Genomic DNA, 16,548 nt, shown 5'->3' with positions numbered 1-16,548 from the left:
TGTTTTTTTGTGTGTATTCAGCTCCAAGGATTCTTGATTTTGTTCAATCCGAGACGTCTTGCGAGCGGTCTGATGGTCAATCCGTGAATTGTCACAGATAAAAAGACGAGACCGAGCGTCATCGGTAACATCTTTTCAGCATCCGTCACACCGAGCTCCGTGATTTCAGCTGCAAAGAAGCCGGTCACCGTCATAGCCACGATACCGCGAGGGGCAATCCAGCCGATGAACACCCGCTCGTTTCTCACTAATGACGTCCCAATCGTCGCTGAAAGGATCGAGAATGGCCGAACGAGGAATAAGATGCCGGCAATCGAGAGCAGAATCGGGGCTTGAAAGACGGCGAGTAAATCGGTACGGCTTAAACTGGCCGTTAAAATGATGAAGACAGAAGAAATCAAGAGGATGGACACGTTCTCTTTAAACTCACGGAGATGGGTGAGAATCTCCGGACGCGCGAATTTCGAATTAGCCATCGTCAGCCCCATCGCCGTCACAGCCAGCAGACCGACCTCATGCATGACCCATTCGCTCATCGAGAAGACGAGCAACACGCCACTTAATGTCAGTGTCGTTTGCAAATACTCAGGGACTCTGCCTTTCGCAAAAGCGCGCATTAATACGACCCCGAACACAATCCCAAGTAATACTCCTGCCACACACGAACTCAGAAACGGGAGATGTGTGGTTAAACTATCATTTTGATAAAATGCGAATCCGAATTGGACGACGAACAGCCCAAGGAGCGCCCCAATCGGATCGACAATGATGCCTTCCCATTTCAACACGTTCGCCACATGTGGCACCAAATTGGCTTGTCGTAGGAGCGGGATGATGACCGTCGGCCCTGTCACGACGAATAAAGCTCCAAGTGTCAATGCAGGGAGCCAGTGGATGTTCCCGACGGTGATCAGCAAGACCGAAGTGGCGAGAAAGGAAAGCAGCACCCCAACCGTCACGAGCCGGGCAATGACTTTTCGATACTCGCGGATTTCACGGAATTCCAGACCGAGACTTCCTTCGAACAAAATGAGGGCGACGGCGAATGAAATCAACGGGCTATACAAGTCTCCAAGCATCGTCACCGGGTCGATCCATCCGAAGATTGGTCCGACGAGCACTCCGGCCACGGTCATAATAATGATGGCTGGCAGGTCAAATCGCCAAGCGAACAGTTGAGCCAACGCACCGATTGCTACAATCAAGCTAAAGCCGATCATCATCGTCTCCATCGTCTTGTCCTCATTTCTGATTGAGATTTCCCGACATGTCTGTTAGTTTTTACCCGGAAACGGAAACAATCAAAATTCGACACATATTCCCCCATTTCTTTTTTGACGGGAACGGGTATGTAAGGGAGTAAAAGGGAGGGAAATGTGATGATCCCGACAGAAATCATTCTCAGCGTTCTCGGTATCGCACTGATTATCTTGAACGTCACGTTCGCCGTCACCATCATCTTCTTCGAACGGCGTGATATCGGGTCGACGTGGGCCTGGTTGCTCGTGCTGTTCTTCATTCCACTGCTTGGTTTCTTCATCTACATCTTTTTCGGACGATTGATCAAAACGAACAACTTCTATCAAGTCGACGAGGAGCGGCGCCATGAATACGCGAAACACGTCGACGACCAATTGACCGAACTCGACGCGCATGAAGGTTTGTTCGCCCGTGACCCGCTCTTATCCAAATATCGGCGGCTCGCTCGTTTGAATTTGTCCTCCACGAACGCACTCGTGACGTATCAGAATGCGATTCACGTCATTCATGACGGTGAACAGAAGTTCGAGGCGTTGTTCCATGACATCGAGGTGGCGACGCGTGAAATTAACATCCAGTACTATATCATTCAAAACGACTCGCTCGGTCAAGCGCTTATCGAAGCGCTCACACGCCGGGCCAAGGAAGGTGTCAAGGTACGTCTGCTCTATGACGCCGTCGGCTCACGGGGATTGCGACGTTCCCATTTCAAACAGCTCCTCGCGCACGGAGGCGAGGTGAAGTCGTTCTTCCCGTCACGCTTTGGAATCAACTTCCGCGTCAACAACCGGAATCACCGAAAGCTATGTATTATCGATGGGGAGATCGGCTATATCGGTGGCTTCAACGTCGGGAATGAGTACTTAGGAACGAACCGGCAGTTCGGCTATTGGCGCGACGTGCATCTGCGCATGAGAGGGGAAGCGGTGCGTGAACTGCTCGAACGTTTCCTCCTCGATTGGAACCGCGCCGTGCCGACAAAGCGTCGAGCCGAGAAAAAGGACTTCATTTGGCCGACCGCCCTTCTCGAGACAGTCCGGTCACCGGTACAAATCGTCACATCAGGCCCGAACTCGTCGACCGAGCACTTGAAAAACATGCTCGTCAAGATGATCACCGAGGCGAAAGAGACGATTTACATCCAGACCCCATATTTCATCCCTGACGCTAGCTTCCTTGACGCCTGCCGCAACGCGCTCATGTCTGGGACGAAGATCCGCCTGATGATTCCGAACAAACCGGACCACATGTTTGTTTATTGGGCAACGTATACGAATGCGGCGGAGCTCGTTCGCTACGGTGCCGAAGTATATACGTATGAAGGTGGGTTCTTGCATGCGAAGACGCTCGTCATCGATGGCGAGGTCGCCTCGATCGGGACAACGAACATCGATGCGCGCAGTTTCCGGCTCAATTTCGAGATTTCGGCGCTCGTCTATGACGAGGTCGTGGCCCAGTCCGTCATCGAGGCGTTCGAACGGGACATGGCCAGCGCCGACCGGTTGACGCTCGAACGCTATGAGACGCGGACGAAATGGATTCGCTTCAAAGAAAGCGTGTCGCGCCTGCTCAGCCCAATCCTCTAAAAAAGACCAGTCAGACCGTCCGGGATCATCCCGGACGAACTGACTGGTCTTATTTTTTGAGCGTCTGGGTGACTTGTCGTTCGAACGCCTCGACGATCGGCACCGGGGCTTCTTTCTCCCCGTATTCGGCAGCCTCGAGCCAGACGGCGAAGCGGCTTCCTTCGTCGAATCCGATGCGGTCGAACCATTCCATGACCGTCTCCTCACGATGGCGAGGATGGGCCAATTCGAGCCGGCGCCCAGCATCGAGCAAGCGGACGTGCCGTGGGGCCCGTGTGACGCGACGGACGGCATCTACCGCTTGATGGCGCTGTTTCGGTACCGTCACATCCTCTTGAATCTCTTTACGGCGTTGTAAGTAAATGAACAAAGCGACCATCCCAACCAAGAGGACGAGAAAAGCCACGATCAAGAACAGCGACTGGTTCGTCGCCGATTCGAGCAACGTCTCATTCGAGATCGTCTCGGCATCGATGTTCGGATTGTCCGGCACGAGAATCCGATTGACACGGTCAGTCGGATCCAAGTTGATTCCGTCGAACCAACCGCCAATCCAAATCAGGATGGGCTGAATCCAGGCGATGAGATTGCCAAACAATAACTCTTTGATCGTCCGGATGATGACGGCCAAACCAAGACCGACAGCAAGGGCGACGACAAGCGTTGACAACATCCGTTTATAGTCACGGCGATAATACAGGCTCCGTTGCCAAAACAAGAACAAGAACGGGAAAGCAATCATCGCGAGCGGCTGCGAAGCCGGTGGGAACAACCAATCGACGATCAAGAAGAGTACGCTAGCCATCGCGTACCGGTCCGTCCAGTCGAGCGTTCGGATGAAGGCGTGGACGTACGTGAACAAGAGCAATGTCACGCTCATCTCATAGGAGAACCAGAGTGCGGCGATGCTGAGGGCCGTCTGAACGACAAGTTGCCAGTTTCGCGGCAAGCGGAGCGTCAACAGAAACACGAGCGGAAAGACGTGACCGACATAGAAAGCGGCGAAAATCCACCAAAGCAGTCTCATCGGCCATCACCTCCGAGCCGTAAAATCGATTGGCTGCCACCGTATTTGGCGACTTTCCGTTCGAACAGCGACCGGGCGAGCGGGAAATCCCGCTCCGACAGACAGGCGAGCGTCGTCATGACCTTGCGGAAGTGTGTCTCACCGCTCCCCGGGGCGAGATCATAGGTGATGCCTTCCTTCGTCAACGTCGGGACGATCAGTCCATAGCTGGCGTTCTCTTTCTCGAAATCGCGGCATAACGCTGCTGCCTGCGAGATCAACCGCTCCATCTGATGGGTGAGGGCGCGCCCGTCTTTCGTCAGCAAGTCGAGCACGACGACATATTCGTTCGCTTGGACGGGTTGCTCGGTGCGGGCGAGCAGTTCACCTGTCTTCGCGTAGGCCGACCAATACAGTTGCCGCATCGGCTGCCCGTGATACGGCGCCACCGACTGGAACGTCTCCGGGTCACGATAGGCACTATGACGGACCATCTCCTCGCCAGGTAACGTCGGCGGACGCTTCGGAATCGGATAAGGCAAGAATTCTGGGAAGACATACCCGATACGGTCGAGCGGGTCTTCCTTATAGAGCGAGAACATGCGGAGCGGGTCACGAATCTCCATACCGATCGCCTCCATACGGATCGGGCCGCGTCGAATCGCCTTGAGCGGGAGCGTATAGGCGACGGCCGCCTCACGTCCGATATAGTTCTCCTGGCGCCAGAAGGCGTGTTCCTCCGACTCGACGGTCGGATGGAGATAACCTGACAAACGGACGACACCGAGCGGGACAGGGGCCGTCGACACCAATTTGATTGTGTACGTCTCTTCATCGTTCGGGAACAGCTTCAGCTCGTCGGTCACTTCGACATGGACGTATTCAGCGAGCCGGAACAAAAGCTCCGGCAGGATCAATGCATACAGGCTGAAACCGATAATCACACTCGCGAGGAAGACGTTGCCGTACAGGGCGGTGAACACCCCGACGACGAACAAGAGCCACATATACCCGGACTCGAGGTAGCGAGGGCTGACGAGTTGCATGTCACACCTCGGATGGGACCGGGATGGTCTCGAGTACAGATTTGATCAGTTTGGACGGCTTCGTCTTGAGCGACGCCTCGACCGTCAAGACGATTCGGTGTCCGAGAATCGGCAAGGCGAGCACGCGGATGTCTTCCGGTGACACGTAGTCTCGTCCATGCATATAGGCATGCGCCCGGGCCGCCATCGTGTAGGCGAGCGTCGCCCGTGGGCTCGGTCCGACCTCGATGTCCCGGTGATGACGGAGAGCCTCGACGAAATCGAGAAGATAGTCCTCCATCGCCTCGTGGAACAAGACATCACGGACGGCTTGCTGCATCTCGGCGAGCTCGGTCTGTTGCAACGTGAACGGGGCCGCACTCAAATGCTCGTTCCGCAGCAACCGGCGTTCCGACTCCCGAGATAACGGGGCGAGCGACAGTTTGAACAAGAAGCGGTCGAGTTGCGCCTGCGGCAACGGGAACGTCCCTTGCCCGTCGAACGGGTTTTGTGTCGCGATGACGAAGAACGGGTCGGGGAGACGAAGCGACACTTCACCGAGCGTCACTTGTCGCTCCTGCATCGCCTCTAACAGTGCCGACTGCGTCCGTGGTGTCGTCCGGTTAATCTCATCGACGAGTAAGATCGACGTGAAGATCGGTCCGGTCCGGCGCTCGAACGTGCCCGTCGTCGGATTGAACAGCTCCATCCCTAAAATGTCACTCGGTAGCGTGTCCGGTGTACACTGTACGCGTTGAAACGCGGCCGAGACCGACGTGGCTAAGCTGCGCGCAAGTGTCGTCTTACCGGTGCCAGGCCGGTCCTCGAGCAAAACGTGCCCCCCGGAGAGAAGGGCGATCGTCGATAGCTTAATCGCCTTCGACTGCCCAATCACTTGATCGTTTAAATGTGTCGTCCATTGTTGCACCATAATGTAAGTCCCCCGTCTATTTTCTGAATATTTATAAAAATCATAGCACACTCGCGGACCGAGATGGAACGCTAAAGAACGGTGCTGCCAAATATGTAGGTCGAGGTCAATCCGAAGAAGACATTTTCGCTCTTTTTCGGATTGGGAGCTTAAAAACCAAATAATAGAGGACAATCATACTCGTGTATGGGTTTAAGGCGCTGACCCATGTTGGCCCGTCGAACAAAATATATGTAAGTGTGATGAGGACGGATGAACCGAATAATAATTTTGAGAGCATAGGTGATGTATCTCCTTTGAATCACAAGATGGAATAGGTTGACTATACCATGTCACTTTCGCAATAACCGCCCGACAAAAAAACTGACCTGCCTGTATGAGGCAAGTCAGTCATCGTTTCGGTGTATCCAAATAGCGTTCGAAATGCCGTTCGAGCCAATCTTGGAAGAACGACATGAACGTACAGATGCCCCAATAGATCAAGGCGACGACCAAATAGACGGTCATATAATCGAATTCCCGGCCTCCGACGATTTTTGCCTTATTGAAAATCTCCGGGACGGTGATCATCGCGGCGAGTGAACTCGCTTTAATCAAATCGAGGAACACGTTCGAAAGCGGGGGGAGGGCAATCCGCGTCGCCTGAGGTAAGATGACCCCTTTCAGCGTCAGCCACTTGTTCATCCCGAGCGAGCGGGCCGCTTCGACTTGTCCTGGGTCGACGGCACGAATCGCAGCCCGGACGATCTCCGCGATATAGGCCGCCGAGTTCAGACTGAACCCGATGATCGCCGCCGTCAGCGCCGCGAATTCGATGCCGATGAATGGAAATCCTGAATATAAGATGAACAGGATAATTAGGATCGGCACGCCCCGCATGAACGAGATATAGAACGTCGACGGGAACCGCAGCATCCGGGACGGTGACAGTTTCCCAAGGGCGAGCACGAGACCGAGCAACAAGCCGAAGAACATGCTGACGAATGAGATCCAAAGCGTGTTCGGCAAGCCGCCTAGCAGATAAGGGAACGAGCGCACAGCCAGGTCGACGTCAAAGATCGCTTCCCATTTCATACCTTCGAACATGACCGCTTAGTCCAATTCGACGATGGTCGCGTCGACGTCCGGTTCGACCGAGACATCGGCTCCGTTATAGAACGTTTCCGACAACTCTTTCACCGTGCCGTCTTCAAGCATCTCGGCAAGGACGCGGTCGATGTTCTCTTGAAGCTCAGCGTTCTCTTTGTCCATCAAGAATGCGACTTCCTGCGGGTTATAGGCGATATCCGGGTGAATCGTAATATCGAACTCCGGGAAGAAGGCGAGGGCGAGCGTCTGGAGATAGTAGTCGTTCAAGATGACGTCGGTCCGTCCTGTCGAGACGTCACGAAGATACTGGTCGTTCGTCGCGTTGTCATAGATGACTTCCTCGGCCCCGTATTGACGTGCCACGTCCATGAAGACGGTCGTCGCTTCTCCAGCGGCTTTCTTACCTTTCAAGTCCTCAAGTGACTCGATACCAGACAGGTCGCTCTTACGAACGATCGCCGTTCCGTATGTGTACTTGTATGGCGTCGAGAAAGCGAACTTCTCTTTGCGGTCCTCTGTGACCGAAATATCGTTCGCCGCGATGTCGACTTGTCCGTTTTGGACGCTCGTCAACATGTTGTCGAACGCCATCTCTTTGAATTGGACCTCGAGGTCGAGACGTTTCCCGACCTCTTTCATGAGCTCGACATCAAACCCAGTCAATGTATCGCTATCCTCTTCACGGAACGAGGCCGGATAGAGCGTACCCGCTGTACCGACCGTGAGCGTACCTTCTTCTTTGATCTCATCCCAGCGTGAAGTTTCGGCCTGATCGGTGCTAGAATCACCACACGCCGCGAGCGGGACAGCCAATAATAGGGATGCTGCCAAACCTTTTGTCATACGTTTCATTCAAGTTCCTCCTTAAGTTATCATCTGTCTAAAAATAGCATGACATACGCTTACAGGCAACTCCTAAGAGCGGATAAACAGAGTTAAAATTATGTTTGAAACATTAATCCATTAAGCGCTAACATGTTGATGAATGAAGGATTCAATCGAATGACACAGTTCATTAATTGTGATGAAACAGATAAATGGATGTCGGTTTGAACAATACGGTTTAAGCGAAAATATAATCGTGTTGATCAGCCGACTCCCACGCATGTGAACATCATTAATTAATGTATGATAGATAGTGAAGGTTTATTCGTAACATATCAAAATGAGGAGAGGAGGGCACACATGGAGAAATGGGAAAGATGTACTATCAATCCAGAGATAACCGTCACTGTTTGGCTAGTCTGGTAAGACCGTGTCACTCTTGGATGGAGCGGTCATTATATACGAAGGGAGAAAGATGCAGTGGAAGAAGCCCCAAACATCTCGATCAAAGCGTTAGATGAGTATTCAATCAGCGTCGTAAACGAAGCCAATAATCCGTTTCCAGTCATCGGGGAAATCATCCCGAGCTTTTGTGACGGGGTTTGGACGTATGAGGAACAGTTATATGAGAAGGCACATGAGACGAGCTTCCCGGACGATTCACTGGACTGGTATGAATATATCAACAGTGAGGACAAACAAGTATTCTTGGCGTTCGACGAGATGACATGTATCGGACAAATCCGTGTGGTGAAAGACTGGAACCGTTTTGCGTATATCGAGAACATCGCGGTCCGTGGTAGCTATCGACACAGCGGACTCGGCCATTTGTTGATGGGAGCTGCCGAGACGTGGGCAAAAAAGCAATCGTTGCTTGGAATGTCACTCGAAGCGCAGAACGATAACGTGATCGCGTGTCGATTTTATGCGAAAGAAGGGTTCGCGCTCGGCGGTGTAGATACGCTCAAACAGACGGGCAATCCGAACATCGACATGACGTTGCATTGGTACAAGATTTTCTGATTTTCTCGAGAGGAGAGACGTCACATCTGACATCAATTTTCTCTGTTTTTTCTTCTAGTTAACATAACATATATTATCAGTAAAAATAAAACTCCGTCTCAATACTTTAGTATACTTAAAGTAGTGAGACGGAATCTAAAATTTGAGAAAAGGGATTCAAGATCGCGTAAAACGAATCAATGTGACACCCGGTTCGGGTTCAAACTCAGCGCTCGGTTCGAACCCGAGTTTCGTGTACAGCTTCTTGGCCGGCCCGTTATGTTTCCCCGTGTGTACATAGACAAGCTTGTCTTCATGCATACTGAGCACGTGTTCGAGCAACGTCGTCGCGAGCCTCGCCCTGAAATATCTCGGATCGATACATAATTTCGTGACCTCGACCGTGTTCTCAGCCGCTTCGATCGTGATAAAGCCAATCAACCGCCCGTCGTTATATAAGCCATAGCTCGTCCCGGGCAGATTTTGAATCACCTCGACCGTCTCATAACGCGCCGGGATCTCATCGAATCCAATCAGCTCGGCCTCGACCGCATAAGCGTTCCGTTGAATCTCGAGCATCTGCTCGGCCAGTTGATAATCTGTCGTCTGAATCTCGTGTAACTCCATCTGTCAGCACCTCCGGCTTATCGTGAAAATAGACGTGCTTGCTTGCGTTTGGCACGCTTCAGCGCCAAATAGAGCCGATGTGTCCCGGCGACGGGCTGTCCGTGTCCGACGAACGTGTGGCGCGGTGCCAGGTCGATCAACTTCTCCGCATGCTCGACCGCTGCCCGTTGATCCCACGTCGCGACACCCGGTAGCGGGAACAACGGACGCACATCCCCTGCCACGGCGACTCCCCCACGTGTCTGAAATGCGTCACCAGCAAACAAATTCCGCTCCTTTTCATCGAAATAGGCGATGGAGCCCGGAGTATGACCAGCTGCCGGATAGACCTTCAGGCCGAACAACCGCTCACCTGGGTCGAGCAATTTATCCGGCAAGGAGTGGATGGTCGGGAGGGACCCTTTTAGTTTGAGCGGCCGCTCATCCGGGTCGGTCGTCTTGTCCCCTTCGAGGAGACGGGCATCCCGACGTGAGACGTACAGCTCGGCGTGAGGGTGGGCCTTCAAGATAATGTCGACACCACCGACGTGATCGCCATGGGCGTGCGTCAGCAAGATGGCGAGCAGCGGACGCTCCTGTGCCTCGATATACGCTAAAATCGCTTCCGCGTTGCGCGCGAGGGCGGTGTCGATCAAGACGAGTCCGAGCTCCCGCTCAATCAACTGGACATTAATCGGTAATACAGGTGCATAGAATGTCAGTTGATGGACGTGATCAATCCGTGTGACTTTCATGGTATCCCCTCCCCTTAATCAAACAACGTGATCCAATCTTCTTGCCATCTAGCCTCAAAACACATATAAAGCTGTTCCTGTGTATTCCGTGCGGTCGATAAAGGTGGTAAGTTGTCCCGTGTGAAGAAGGCGACCTCGCTCGTCTCATGGCTCACTTGCGCCTCTCCACCAATCAGCTCGCATTCGATGAACAATTTATAGTAATGCTGCGACAGCGGCGGATGGTCGTGATGATGCATGTCGAACAACGCGAGCAGGCGCACCGGTACGACATCAAATCCGGCCTCTTCCTCAATCTCCTTGATGATATTTTGGGCCGGGGACAACCCGACCTCACAAAATCCACCCGGTAACGTCCAAAGCCCGTCCGACCGCTCTTTAACGAGCAAGATTGCATCGTCTCGGAAGACGACACCGCGCACGTCGAGTTTCGGTGTCGGGTAACCATCGACGTGCGTCAGTTTCGTGACCTCCTCCAAAGCGAGGTCTGACTGTCGTTCGAACATCTCGGTCGCGATTCGTTGCAGTTCGACGTAACGTTCGCGATCGAACTCGTCTTTCGTAAACGTCAATCCGGCCTGTGCCAGCGCTTGGAGCCGTTTGGCCCAGTCGAGCCATTGAGACATAGTGATCCCCCCATGTTTTGTCCTCTTACCCCATTCGCCAAACGAAGGGCTTGTTCCTTTTCAAGAATACCCGCTCCTTCAAGAAAGTACCTATCATCCCCATGATATATTGAAAAAAAGCAGTTGAAGGAGGAACGATATGGCGATGGCAGTGTTATCCCAGTTCAAAGAAGACTTGGACGGCTATACCGAGCGACAGTTGCGCTATCAGGCGGCAGCAGATGTCTGGTCAATCGGGCAGATGTACGACCATATCATCGTGGTGGCCGAGGAATATGCGGACGAGATTGAACGGTGTCTCGCCTCACGCGAAGCACAACCACTCGGTAAGACCGAGTTCGGTGACCGATTGTTTCAAGCCGGCGGGTTCCCTCCGATCAAAATCCGTTTACCTGACGAGATGAACCAACCTCCGAACAATACCGACAAGCGTGAGACGCTCGAGCGACGACTCGACGAGTTGTCTTCGCGTTTGAGTCGGCTTGAACCGCTCGTCCGCTCGGCGAACCGTGACGTCAAAGCCCGGCATGGCGGTTTTGGCTGGCTGAACGACCAGGAGTGGTACGACCTCATCGAGATGCATACCCGCCACCACTTGCGCCAACAGGCCGACTTGGAGCGCTATTTGATGGGGGCTGGAATCTAAAAATACAATCAACAAAAGACGCCCTTGAGCGTCTTTTAGTTTACTCCTCATAATAATAGCTTTCAGTGAACGGGTAATTTCGTTCGTATCGCTCACACCAGTCGAGAAAACTTTCGTCTTTTGACTCTGTCTGAGTGTATGTCACCCAATCCGCCAGCAAGTCGCTATAGTAACTGAGTTCCGCCTCATATTCCGCTTGCTTTTCTTCACTCAATACGGACTGGTTCAGCCGTCTCGCTTCTATGATGATACTTTTGTCCTCATCGACCTCACTGAGATAAAGATCTTCGTTAATGTGATGAAATGCGAACCAAAGTGCAAATAGTTTTTGATCCATGAGCGCTTGGACTGCAATCTGTTCCGAAAGCCCACCGAGTGCGAATGCCTGTTCATACTCTTGTAGCCAGCGATAAGGACGAGGATCATTCGGGATACGCTGCTTCCACTCAAGGAGGGTCGGTTGTAGTACGTTCGTTACGAGCGAATACACGAATATATTATAGGGGTCATCTGGGTCGGACGATTCGTCATGCGTGTATAGCCAGGCAACGAATTCCTGTCGCTGATCAAAATTCCATGTCTCTACCGTCTTAAGAAACGGTGTCATGGCGACAAGTGCCTGTTTTCGTAACCCTCGACGCTTCAATTCACAAAACGTGCGGAACTCCGGATAATTGTTCATGTTTGGGTCGTTCAGCAAATCGTGCATGGAATGATCTCCTCGTTAATGGATTCGCTTTTTACTATCCCCTCTAGTATATCGAAACCAAAAACCCCTGCACAACGTCTTGTTGTACAGGGGTTAATACGTTAATCGAGATACACGTCCTCAATTTCTCCGAACGTCTCTTCATCAAACACGAATGAGCCGTTGGCGTAACGGTCCAAGAGCGTCAACTGCTTCGTCTTGACCGTCTTCGCTTTCTCTTTCCCGATGATGTGGAGCGTTTCATCGTCATGTACCGGGAGCACACGACGAATCTGGTGCGGTTTCGATTTGACCTCACGGATGAGCATCGTGCCGCGCAAGTTGCGGTTCGTGCAGTCGAACTGAGCCTCGAGCTTCATCTTCTTGACTGCTCCACGCTGCGTCACGAGGACGAACAGCGGCGGTGTGAAGAAGGCGAAGGCATCGGCGACCATGTCCCCATCCTTCAAGTTCATCGCTTTGACACCGGCGGCACGCTGACCGACGACCGGCACGTCATCTTCTTTGAACCAGAGGCCATAGCCACGCTCAGAGACGAGGAACAGTTGGCCCGGACCGTCACTGATACCGGCAAAGACGACCTCGTCGTCGCCTTTCAGTTTGAGCGCCATGAGCGCCTTCGACTTGCGTTGGGCGTCATAGTCACGGAGCGGGGTCCGTTTGACCATCCCTTCACGCGTGACGAACAGACAGTGCGCGTCGGTGTCGAACGTCGAGACGACATCGGCCGAGACGACTTGTTCGCCTTCGATCGGAACGAGGTTGGCGACATGCTGTCCGGCGTCCTTCCATTTCGACTCCGGGATCTGATGGACCGGGATGAGCAAGTAACTACCCTTGTTCGTCCAGACGAGCAGATGGTCCGTCGTCATCGCCTGGGTGACGAGGACGGGACGGTCTTTCTGCTTCATCTCCGGCATCTCGTCGCTCGAGGCGCCATATGAGCGCATCGACGAACGTTTGACGTAGCCATCGCGGCTGACGAACACCATCGTCTCCTCGACGGCGATCATGACCTCGGTCTTCAGTTTCAACTCTTCGACCTCGGACTCGATGACCGAGCGCCGTGCGTCGCCGAACTCGTCACGGAGCGCGGTCAACTCTTTCGAGATGAGCTTCCGTTTCGTCGCATCGACGTTCAAGATGTTGGCAAGGCGGGCAATTTCTTTTTGGAGCGCCTTCGCCTCTTTCTGGAGCTCGACGATATCCGTGTTCGTCAAACGATACAATTGGAGCATGACGACCGCTTCGGCTTGACGGTCCGAGAACGAGAACCGCTCCATTAGCTTCTGCTTCGCCTCAGATTTGTCTTTCGCCGAACGGATGAGTTCGAGTGTCTCGTCAAGGACCGAGATAGCCTGTTCGAGCGCATCGACAATCTCGGCGCGTTTCTTCGCCTGGTCGAGCTCAAACGTCGTGCGTCGAGTGACGACTTCTTCGACGTGTTTCAAATACGCGTCGATAATCGACAAGAGACCCATCTGTTTCGGTGTCCGGTTGACGATGGCGACCATGTTGTAGTTATAGGCGAGCTGCAGGTCGGTATGCTTCAAGAAGAAGTGGAGCACACCTTCCGCATCGGCTTCCTTCTTCAACTCGATAACGACACGGACACCGGTCCGGTCGGTCTCGTCACGGACTTCGGCGACGCCTTCGACTTTGCGGTCGAGACGGAGCTCTTCCATCTTCTTGACGAGGTTCGCCTTGTTCACCTCATACGGGAGCTCGGTGATCGTGATCTGTTCACGACCGCCCTTGAGCGGCTCGATGACCGATTTGGCACGGATGATGACCTTGCCTTTTCCGGTCTCGAACGCCTTCAAGATGCCGTCTTTGCCCATGACGATCCCGCCAGACGGGAAGTCAGGCCCTTGCATATAACGGAAGGCGTCATTTGTCGTCTCGACCTCACCTTTCAGGCGGGCGATGGCGAGATTGAGCACCTCGGTCAAGTTATGCGGCGGAATCTCGGTCGCATAACCGGCGGAGATCCCCGTCGTCCCGTTCATGAGCAAGTTCGGGAGGAGTGACGGCAAGACGAGCGGCTCTTCGGTCGAATCGTCGAAGTTCGGCGTATAGTCGACCGTGTTCTTCGAGATCGACGTCAGCATGACGCCGGCAATCTTCGACAGACGGGCCTCGGTATACCGCATCGCGGCGGCCGAGTCGCCGTCCATCGAGCCGTTGTTCCCGTGCATGTCGATAAGCGGATAACGCAACTTCCAGTCCTGCGATAGGCGTACCATCGCCTCATAGACGGAAATGTCACCGTGCGGGTGATAGTTACCGATGACGTTCCCGACCGTCTTGGCCGATTTGCGGTACGGTTTCTCGTTCGTGTTGCCTTCGTGGTGCATCGCATACAGGATGCGGCGCTGAACGGGTTTGAGCCCGTCGCGCGCGTCCGGGAGGGCCCGGTCCTGGATGATATATTTCGAGTAACGCCCGAAGCGGTCACCGACGACCTGTTCGAGCGACAAGTTTAAAATGTGTTGAATCGTCGACATCGTTACATCACTTCCTCAATCGCTTTAGTCACGTGTTCATTGGAGATGATCGAATCATCTTCCTGGAGGCCGAAGGCGACGTTCTCCTCGATCCACTCGCGGCGATGGGCGACATTGTCTCCCATGAGCACCGAGACACGCTTGTCGGCGACGGCAGCGTCATCGACCGTGACACGGATGAGCGTCCGTGTGTCCGGGTTCATCGTCGTCTCCCATAGCTGGTCGGCGTTCATCTCACCGAGACCTTTGTAGCGCTGGAGGATATAGCCCTTCTTATACACTTTGACGAGCTTCTCGAGCGCCTCTTCGTCCCAGGCGTACTCGAACTGTTCCGACTTGCCTTTCCCTTTCGAGATGCGATAGAGCGGCGGCAAGGCGACGAACACTTTGCCGGCCTCGACGAGCGGGCGCATATAACGGAAGAAGAACGTCAACAGGAGCACTTGGATGTGGGCCCCGTCCGTATCGGCATCGGTCATGATGATGATTTTGTCGAAATTGCAGTCCTCAAGGTCGAAGTCGTGGCCGACCCCGGCCCCGATCGCGTGGATGATCGTGTTGATTTCCTCGTTCTTCATGATGTCCTGGAGTTTCGACTTCTCCGAGTTGATGACCTTCCCGCGCAGCGGCAGGATGGCCTGGAATGTCCGGTCGCGGCCCTGTTTGGCCGAACCGCCGGCCGAGTCACCCTCGACGAGGAACAGTTCGTTCTTGGCGGCGTTCTTCGACGTCGCCGGCGTCAGTTTCCCGTTCAAGATGCTCGAACGTTTCTTCTTCTTGCCGTTACGCGCTTCTTCCCGGGCTTTCCGGGCGGCTTCGCGGGCTTGGGCGGCACGGATCGCCTTCTTGATGAGCATCGTCGCCATCTGCGGGTTCTCCTCGAGGAAGATCGTCAGTTGTTTGGCCATGACGCCATCAGCACTCGTGCGGGCCTCAGGCGAACCGAGTTTCGATTTCGTCTGCCCCTCGAATTGGAGGAACTCTTCCGGGATCCTTACCGAGACGATGAGCGTCAAGCCTTCGCGGACGTCACCGCCGTCAAGGTTCTTGTCTTTTTCTTTCAACAATCCGTTCTTACGGGCGTACTCGTTCACGATGCGGGTCATCGCCGTCTTGGCGCCGACCTCGTGCGTGCCGCCGTCACGAGTCCGGACGTTGTTGACGAACGAGAGGACGTTCTCGGAATAGGCGTCCGTGAACTGGAAGGCGAGCTCGAGCTCGATATCGTTCTCCGTCCCTTCGAAGTAGACGATCGGATGAAGCGTCGCCTTGTCGTCGTTCAAATATTGGACGAACTCGGCGATCCCTTCCTCGTAGTGGAACGTCTCTTCTTTATCCGAACGCTCGTCTGTCAGCGTGATTGTCAATCCTTTTAAAAGGAAAGCCGATTCACGGAGCCGTTCGGCGAGCGTGTCGTAGTTGTATGTCGTCGTTGAGAAGATCGAGGCGTCCGGTTTGAAGTAGACGCTCGTCCCCGTCTGACGGCTCTTTCCGGTCTCAAGGAGCGTCGTCTGCGGGATCCCGCCGTCGGCAAACGTCTGCTCGAACACTTTGCCGTCGCGATAAATCGTGACGAGCACCTTGCTCGAGAGTGCGTTCACGACCGAGGCGCCGACCCCGTGGAGTCCACCTGACGTCTTATAGCCGCCTTGGCCGAACTTACCTCCGGCGTGGAGGACCGTGAAGATGACCTCTGGCGTCGGTTTCCCAGAGGCGTGCATCCCGGTCGGCATACCGCGCCCATGGTCGCGCACCGTGATGGCGTCATCTTTATGGATGGTCACGTCGATTTGGCCGCCGAAACCGGCGAGCGCCTCATCGATCGCGTTATCGACGATCTCATAGACGAGATGGTGTAAGCCGCGATGGTCGGTCGAACCGATATACATCCCCGGACGTTTCCGAACGGCAGTCAGTCCTTCGAGCACCTGGATGGCGTCTTCATTGTAATTAAATAAGTCTGTTGACATCTTCG

15 protein-coding genes are annotated in these 16,548 nt (G+C 53.9%); 3 read left to right on the top strand and 12 right to left on the bottom strand.

Annotated features, from left to right (window positions below; translation table 11 throughout):
- Positions 1-17: 17 nt before the first annotated feature.
- Positions 18-1,232, bottom strand: coding sequence for a cation:proton antiporter (locus tag NMQ00_RS07870; RefSeq protein WP_255178646.1), 1,215 nt, complete (start codon positions 1,230-1,232; stop codon positions 18-20).
- A gap of 147 nt (positions 1,233-1,379) precedes the next feature.
- On the opposite strand from NMQ00_RS07870, the gene cls reads away from it, so the two are divergent.
- Positions 1,380-2,846 (top strand): cardiolipin synthase, encoded by a 1,467-nt coding sequence (gene cls, locus NMQ00_RS07865; RefSeq protein WP_255178645.1) that lies wholly within the window; start codon positions 1,380-1,382, stop codon positions 2,844-2,846.
- Positions 2,847-2,895: 49 nt separating this feature from the next.
- Here cls and NMQ00_RS07860 read toward each other — a convergent pair whose 3' ends face one another.
- From NMQ00_RS07860 to NMQ00_RS07840, 5 genes are all read right to left on the bottom strand, one after another.
- Positions 2,896-3,873 carry a hypothetical protein gene (locus NMQ00_RS07860; RefSeq protein WP_255178644.1) on the bottom strand — a complete coding sequence of 326 codons (978 nt, stop codon included), beginning with the start codon at positions 3,871-3,873 and terminating at the stop codon, positions 2,896-2,898.
- Positions 3,870-4,898 carry a DUF58 domain-containing protein gene (locus tag NMQ00_RS07855; protein ID WP_255178643.1) on the bottom strand — a complete coding sequence of 343 codons (1,029 nt, stop codon included), beginning with the start codon at positions 4,896-4,898 and terminating at the stop codon, positions 3,870-3,872. The genes NMQ00_RS07860 and NMQ00_RS07855 overlap by 4 nt, the downstream gene beginning before the upstream one ends.
- 1 nt (position 4,899) lies before the next feature.
- Entirely contained in the window at positions 4,900-5,808 is a 909-nt protein-coding gene (locus NMQ00_RS07850) for an AAA family ATPase (protein WP_255178642.1), read from the bottom strand.
- Positions 5,809-6,198: 390 nt separating this feature from the next.
- Positions 6,199-6,894, bottom strand: coding sequence for an amino acid ABC transporter permease (locus NMQ00_RS07845; protein ID WP_255178641.1), 696 nt, complete (start codon positions 6,892-6,894; stop codon positions 6,199-6,201).
- A 6-nt stretch (positions 6,895-6,900) separates the two neighbouring features.
- The gene (locus NMQ00_RS07840; RefSeq protein ID WP_255178640.1) at positions 6,901-7,749 is read right to left on the bottom strand and encodes a transporter substrate-binding domain-containing protein; all 849 of its coding nucleotides are present in this window, start codon (positions 7,747-7,749) and stop codon (positions 6,901-6,903) included.
- A gap of 453 nt (positions 7,750-8,202) precedes the next feature.
- Between NMQ00_RS07840 and NMQ00_RS07835 the strand changes: the two genes are divergently transcribed.
- Positions 8,203-8,745 (top strand): GNAT family N-acetyltransferase, encoded by a 543-nt coding sequence (locus NMQ00_RS07835; protein WP_255178639.1) that lies wholly within the window; start codon positions 8,203-8,205, stop codon positions 8,743-8,745.
- Positions 8,746-8,901: 156 nt separating this feature from the next.
- On the opposite strand, the gene NMQ00_RS07830 is transcribed toward NMQ00_RS07835, so the two are convergent.
- From NMQ00_RS07830 to NMQ00_RS07820, 3 genes are read right to left on the bottom strand one after another with little or no spacing between them, the layout of a single operon-like run.
- Entirely contained in the window at positions 8,902-9,351 is a 450-nt protein-coding gene (locus NMQ00_RS07830) for a GNAT family N-acetyltransferase (protein WP_255178638.1), read from the bottom strand.
- 17 nt (positions 9,352-9,368) lie between these two features.
- The gene (locus tag NMQ00_RS07825; protein WP_255178637.1) at positions 9,369-10,085 is read right to left on the bottom strand and encodes an MBL fold metallo-hydrolase; all 717 of its coding nucleotides are present in this window, start codon (positions 10,083-10,085) and stop codon (positions 9,369-9,371) included.
- 14 nt (positions 10,086-10,099) lie between these two features.
- Positions 10,100-10,711, bottom strand: coding sequence for an NUDIX hydrolase (locus tag NMQ00_RS07820; RefSeq protein WP_255178636.1), 612 nt, complete (start codon positions 10,709-10,711; stop codon positions 10,100-10,102).
- Between the two features lie 139 nt (positions 10,712-10,850).
- On the opposite strand from NMQ00_RS07820, the gene NMQ00_RS07815 reads away from it, so the two are divergent.
- Positions 10,851-11,357 carry a DinB family protein gene (locus NMQ00_RS07815; RefSeq protein WP_255178635.1) on the top strand — a complete coding sequence of 169 codons (507 nt, stop codon included), beginning with the start codon at positions 10,851-10,853 and terminating at the stop codon, positions 11,355-11,357.
- 40 nt (positions 11,358-11,397) lie between these two features.
- Here NMQ00_RS07815 and NMQ00_RS07810 read toward each other — a convergent pair whose 3' ends face one another.
- From NMQ00_RS07810 to parE, 3 genes are all read right to left on the bottom strand, one after another.
- Positions 11,398-12,066: a hypothetical protein gene (locus tag NMQ00_RS07810; protein ID WP_255178634.1), complete on the bottom strand. Its 669-nt coding sequence runs from the start codon at positions 12,064-12,066 to the stop codon at positions 11,398-11,400.
- A 101-nt stretch (positions 12,067-12,167) separates the two neighbouring features.
- The gene (gene parC, locus NMQ00_RS07805; RefSeq protein WP_255178633.1) at positions 12,168-14,573 is read right to left on the bottom strand and encodes a DNA topoisomerase IV subunit A; all 2,406 of its coding nucleotides are present in this window, start codon (positions 14,571-14,573) and stop codon (positions 12,168-12,170) included.
- Positions 14,574-14,575: 2 nt separating this feature from the next.
- Positions 14,576-16,543, bottom strand: coding sequence for a DNA topoisomerase IV subunit B (parE, locus tag NMQ00_RS07800; RefSeq protein WP_255178632.1), 1,968 nt, complete (start codon positions 16,541-16,543; stop codon positions 14,576-14,578).
- Positions 16,544-16,548 lie beyond the last annotated feature (5 nt).

It is taken from the genome of Exiguobacterium aurantiacum (genome assembly GCF_024362205.1).
Lineage (GTDB): Bacteria > Bacillota > Bacilli > Exiguobacteriales > Exiguobacteriaceae > Exiguobacterium > Exiguobacterium aurantiacum_B.
The sequence above is the reverse complement of the archived record's forward strand: the minus strand, read 5'-3'. Positions and strand labels throughout refer to the sequence as shown.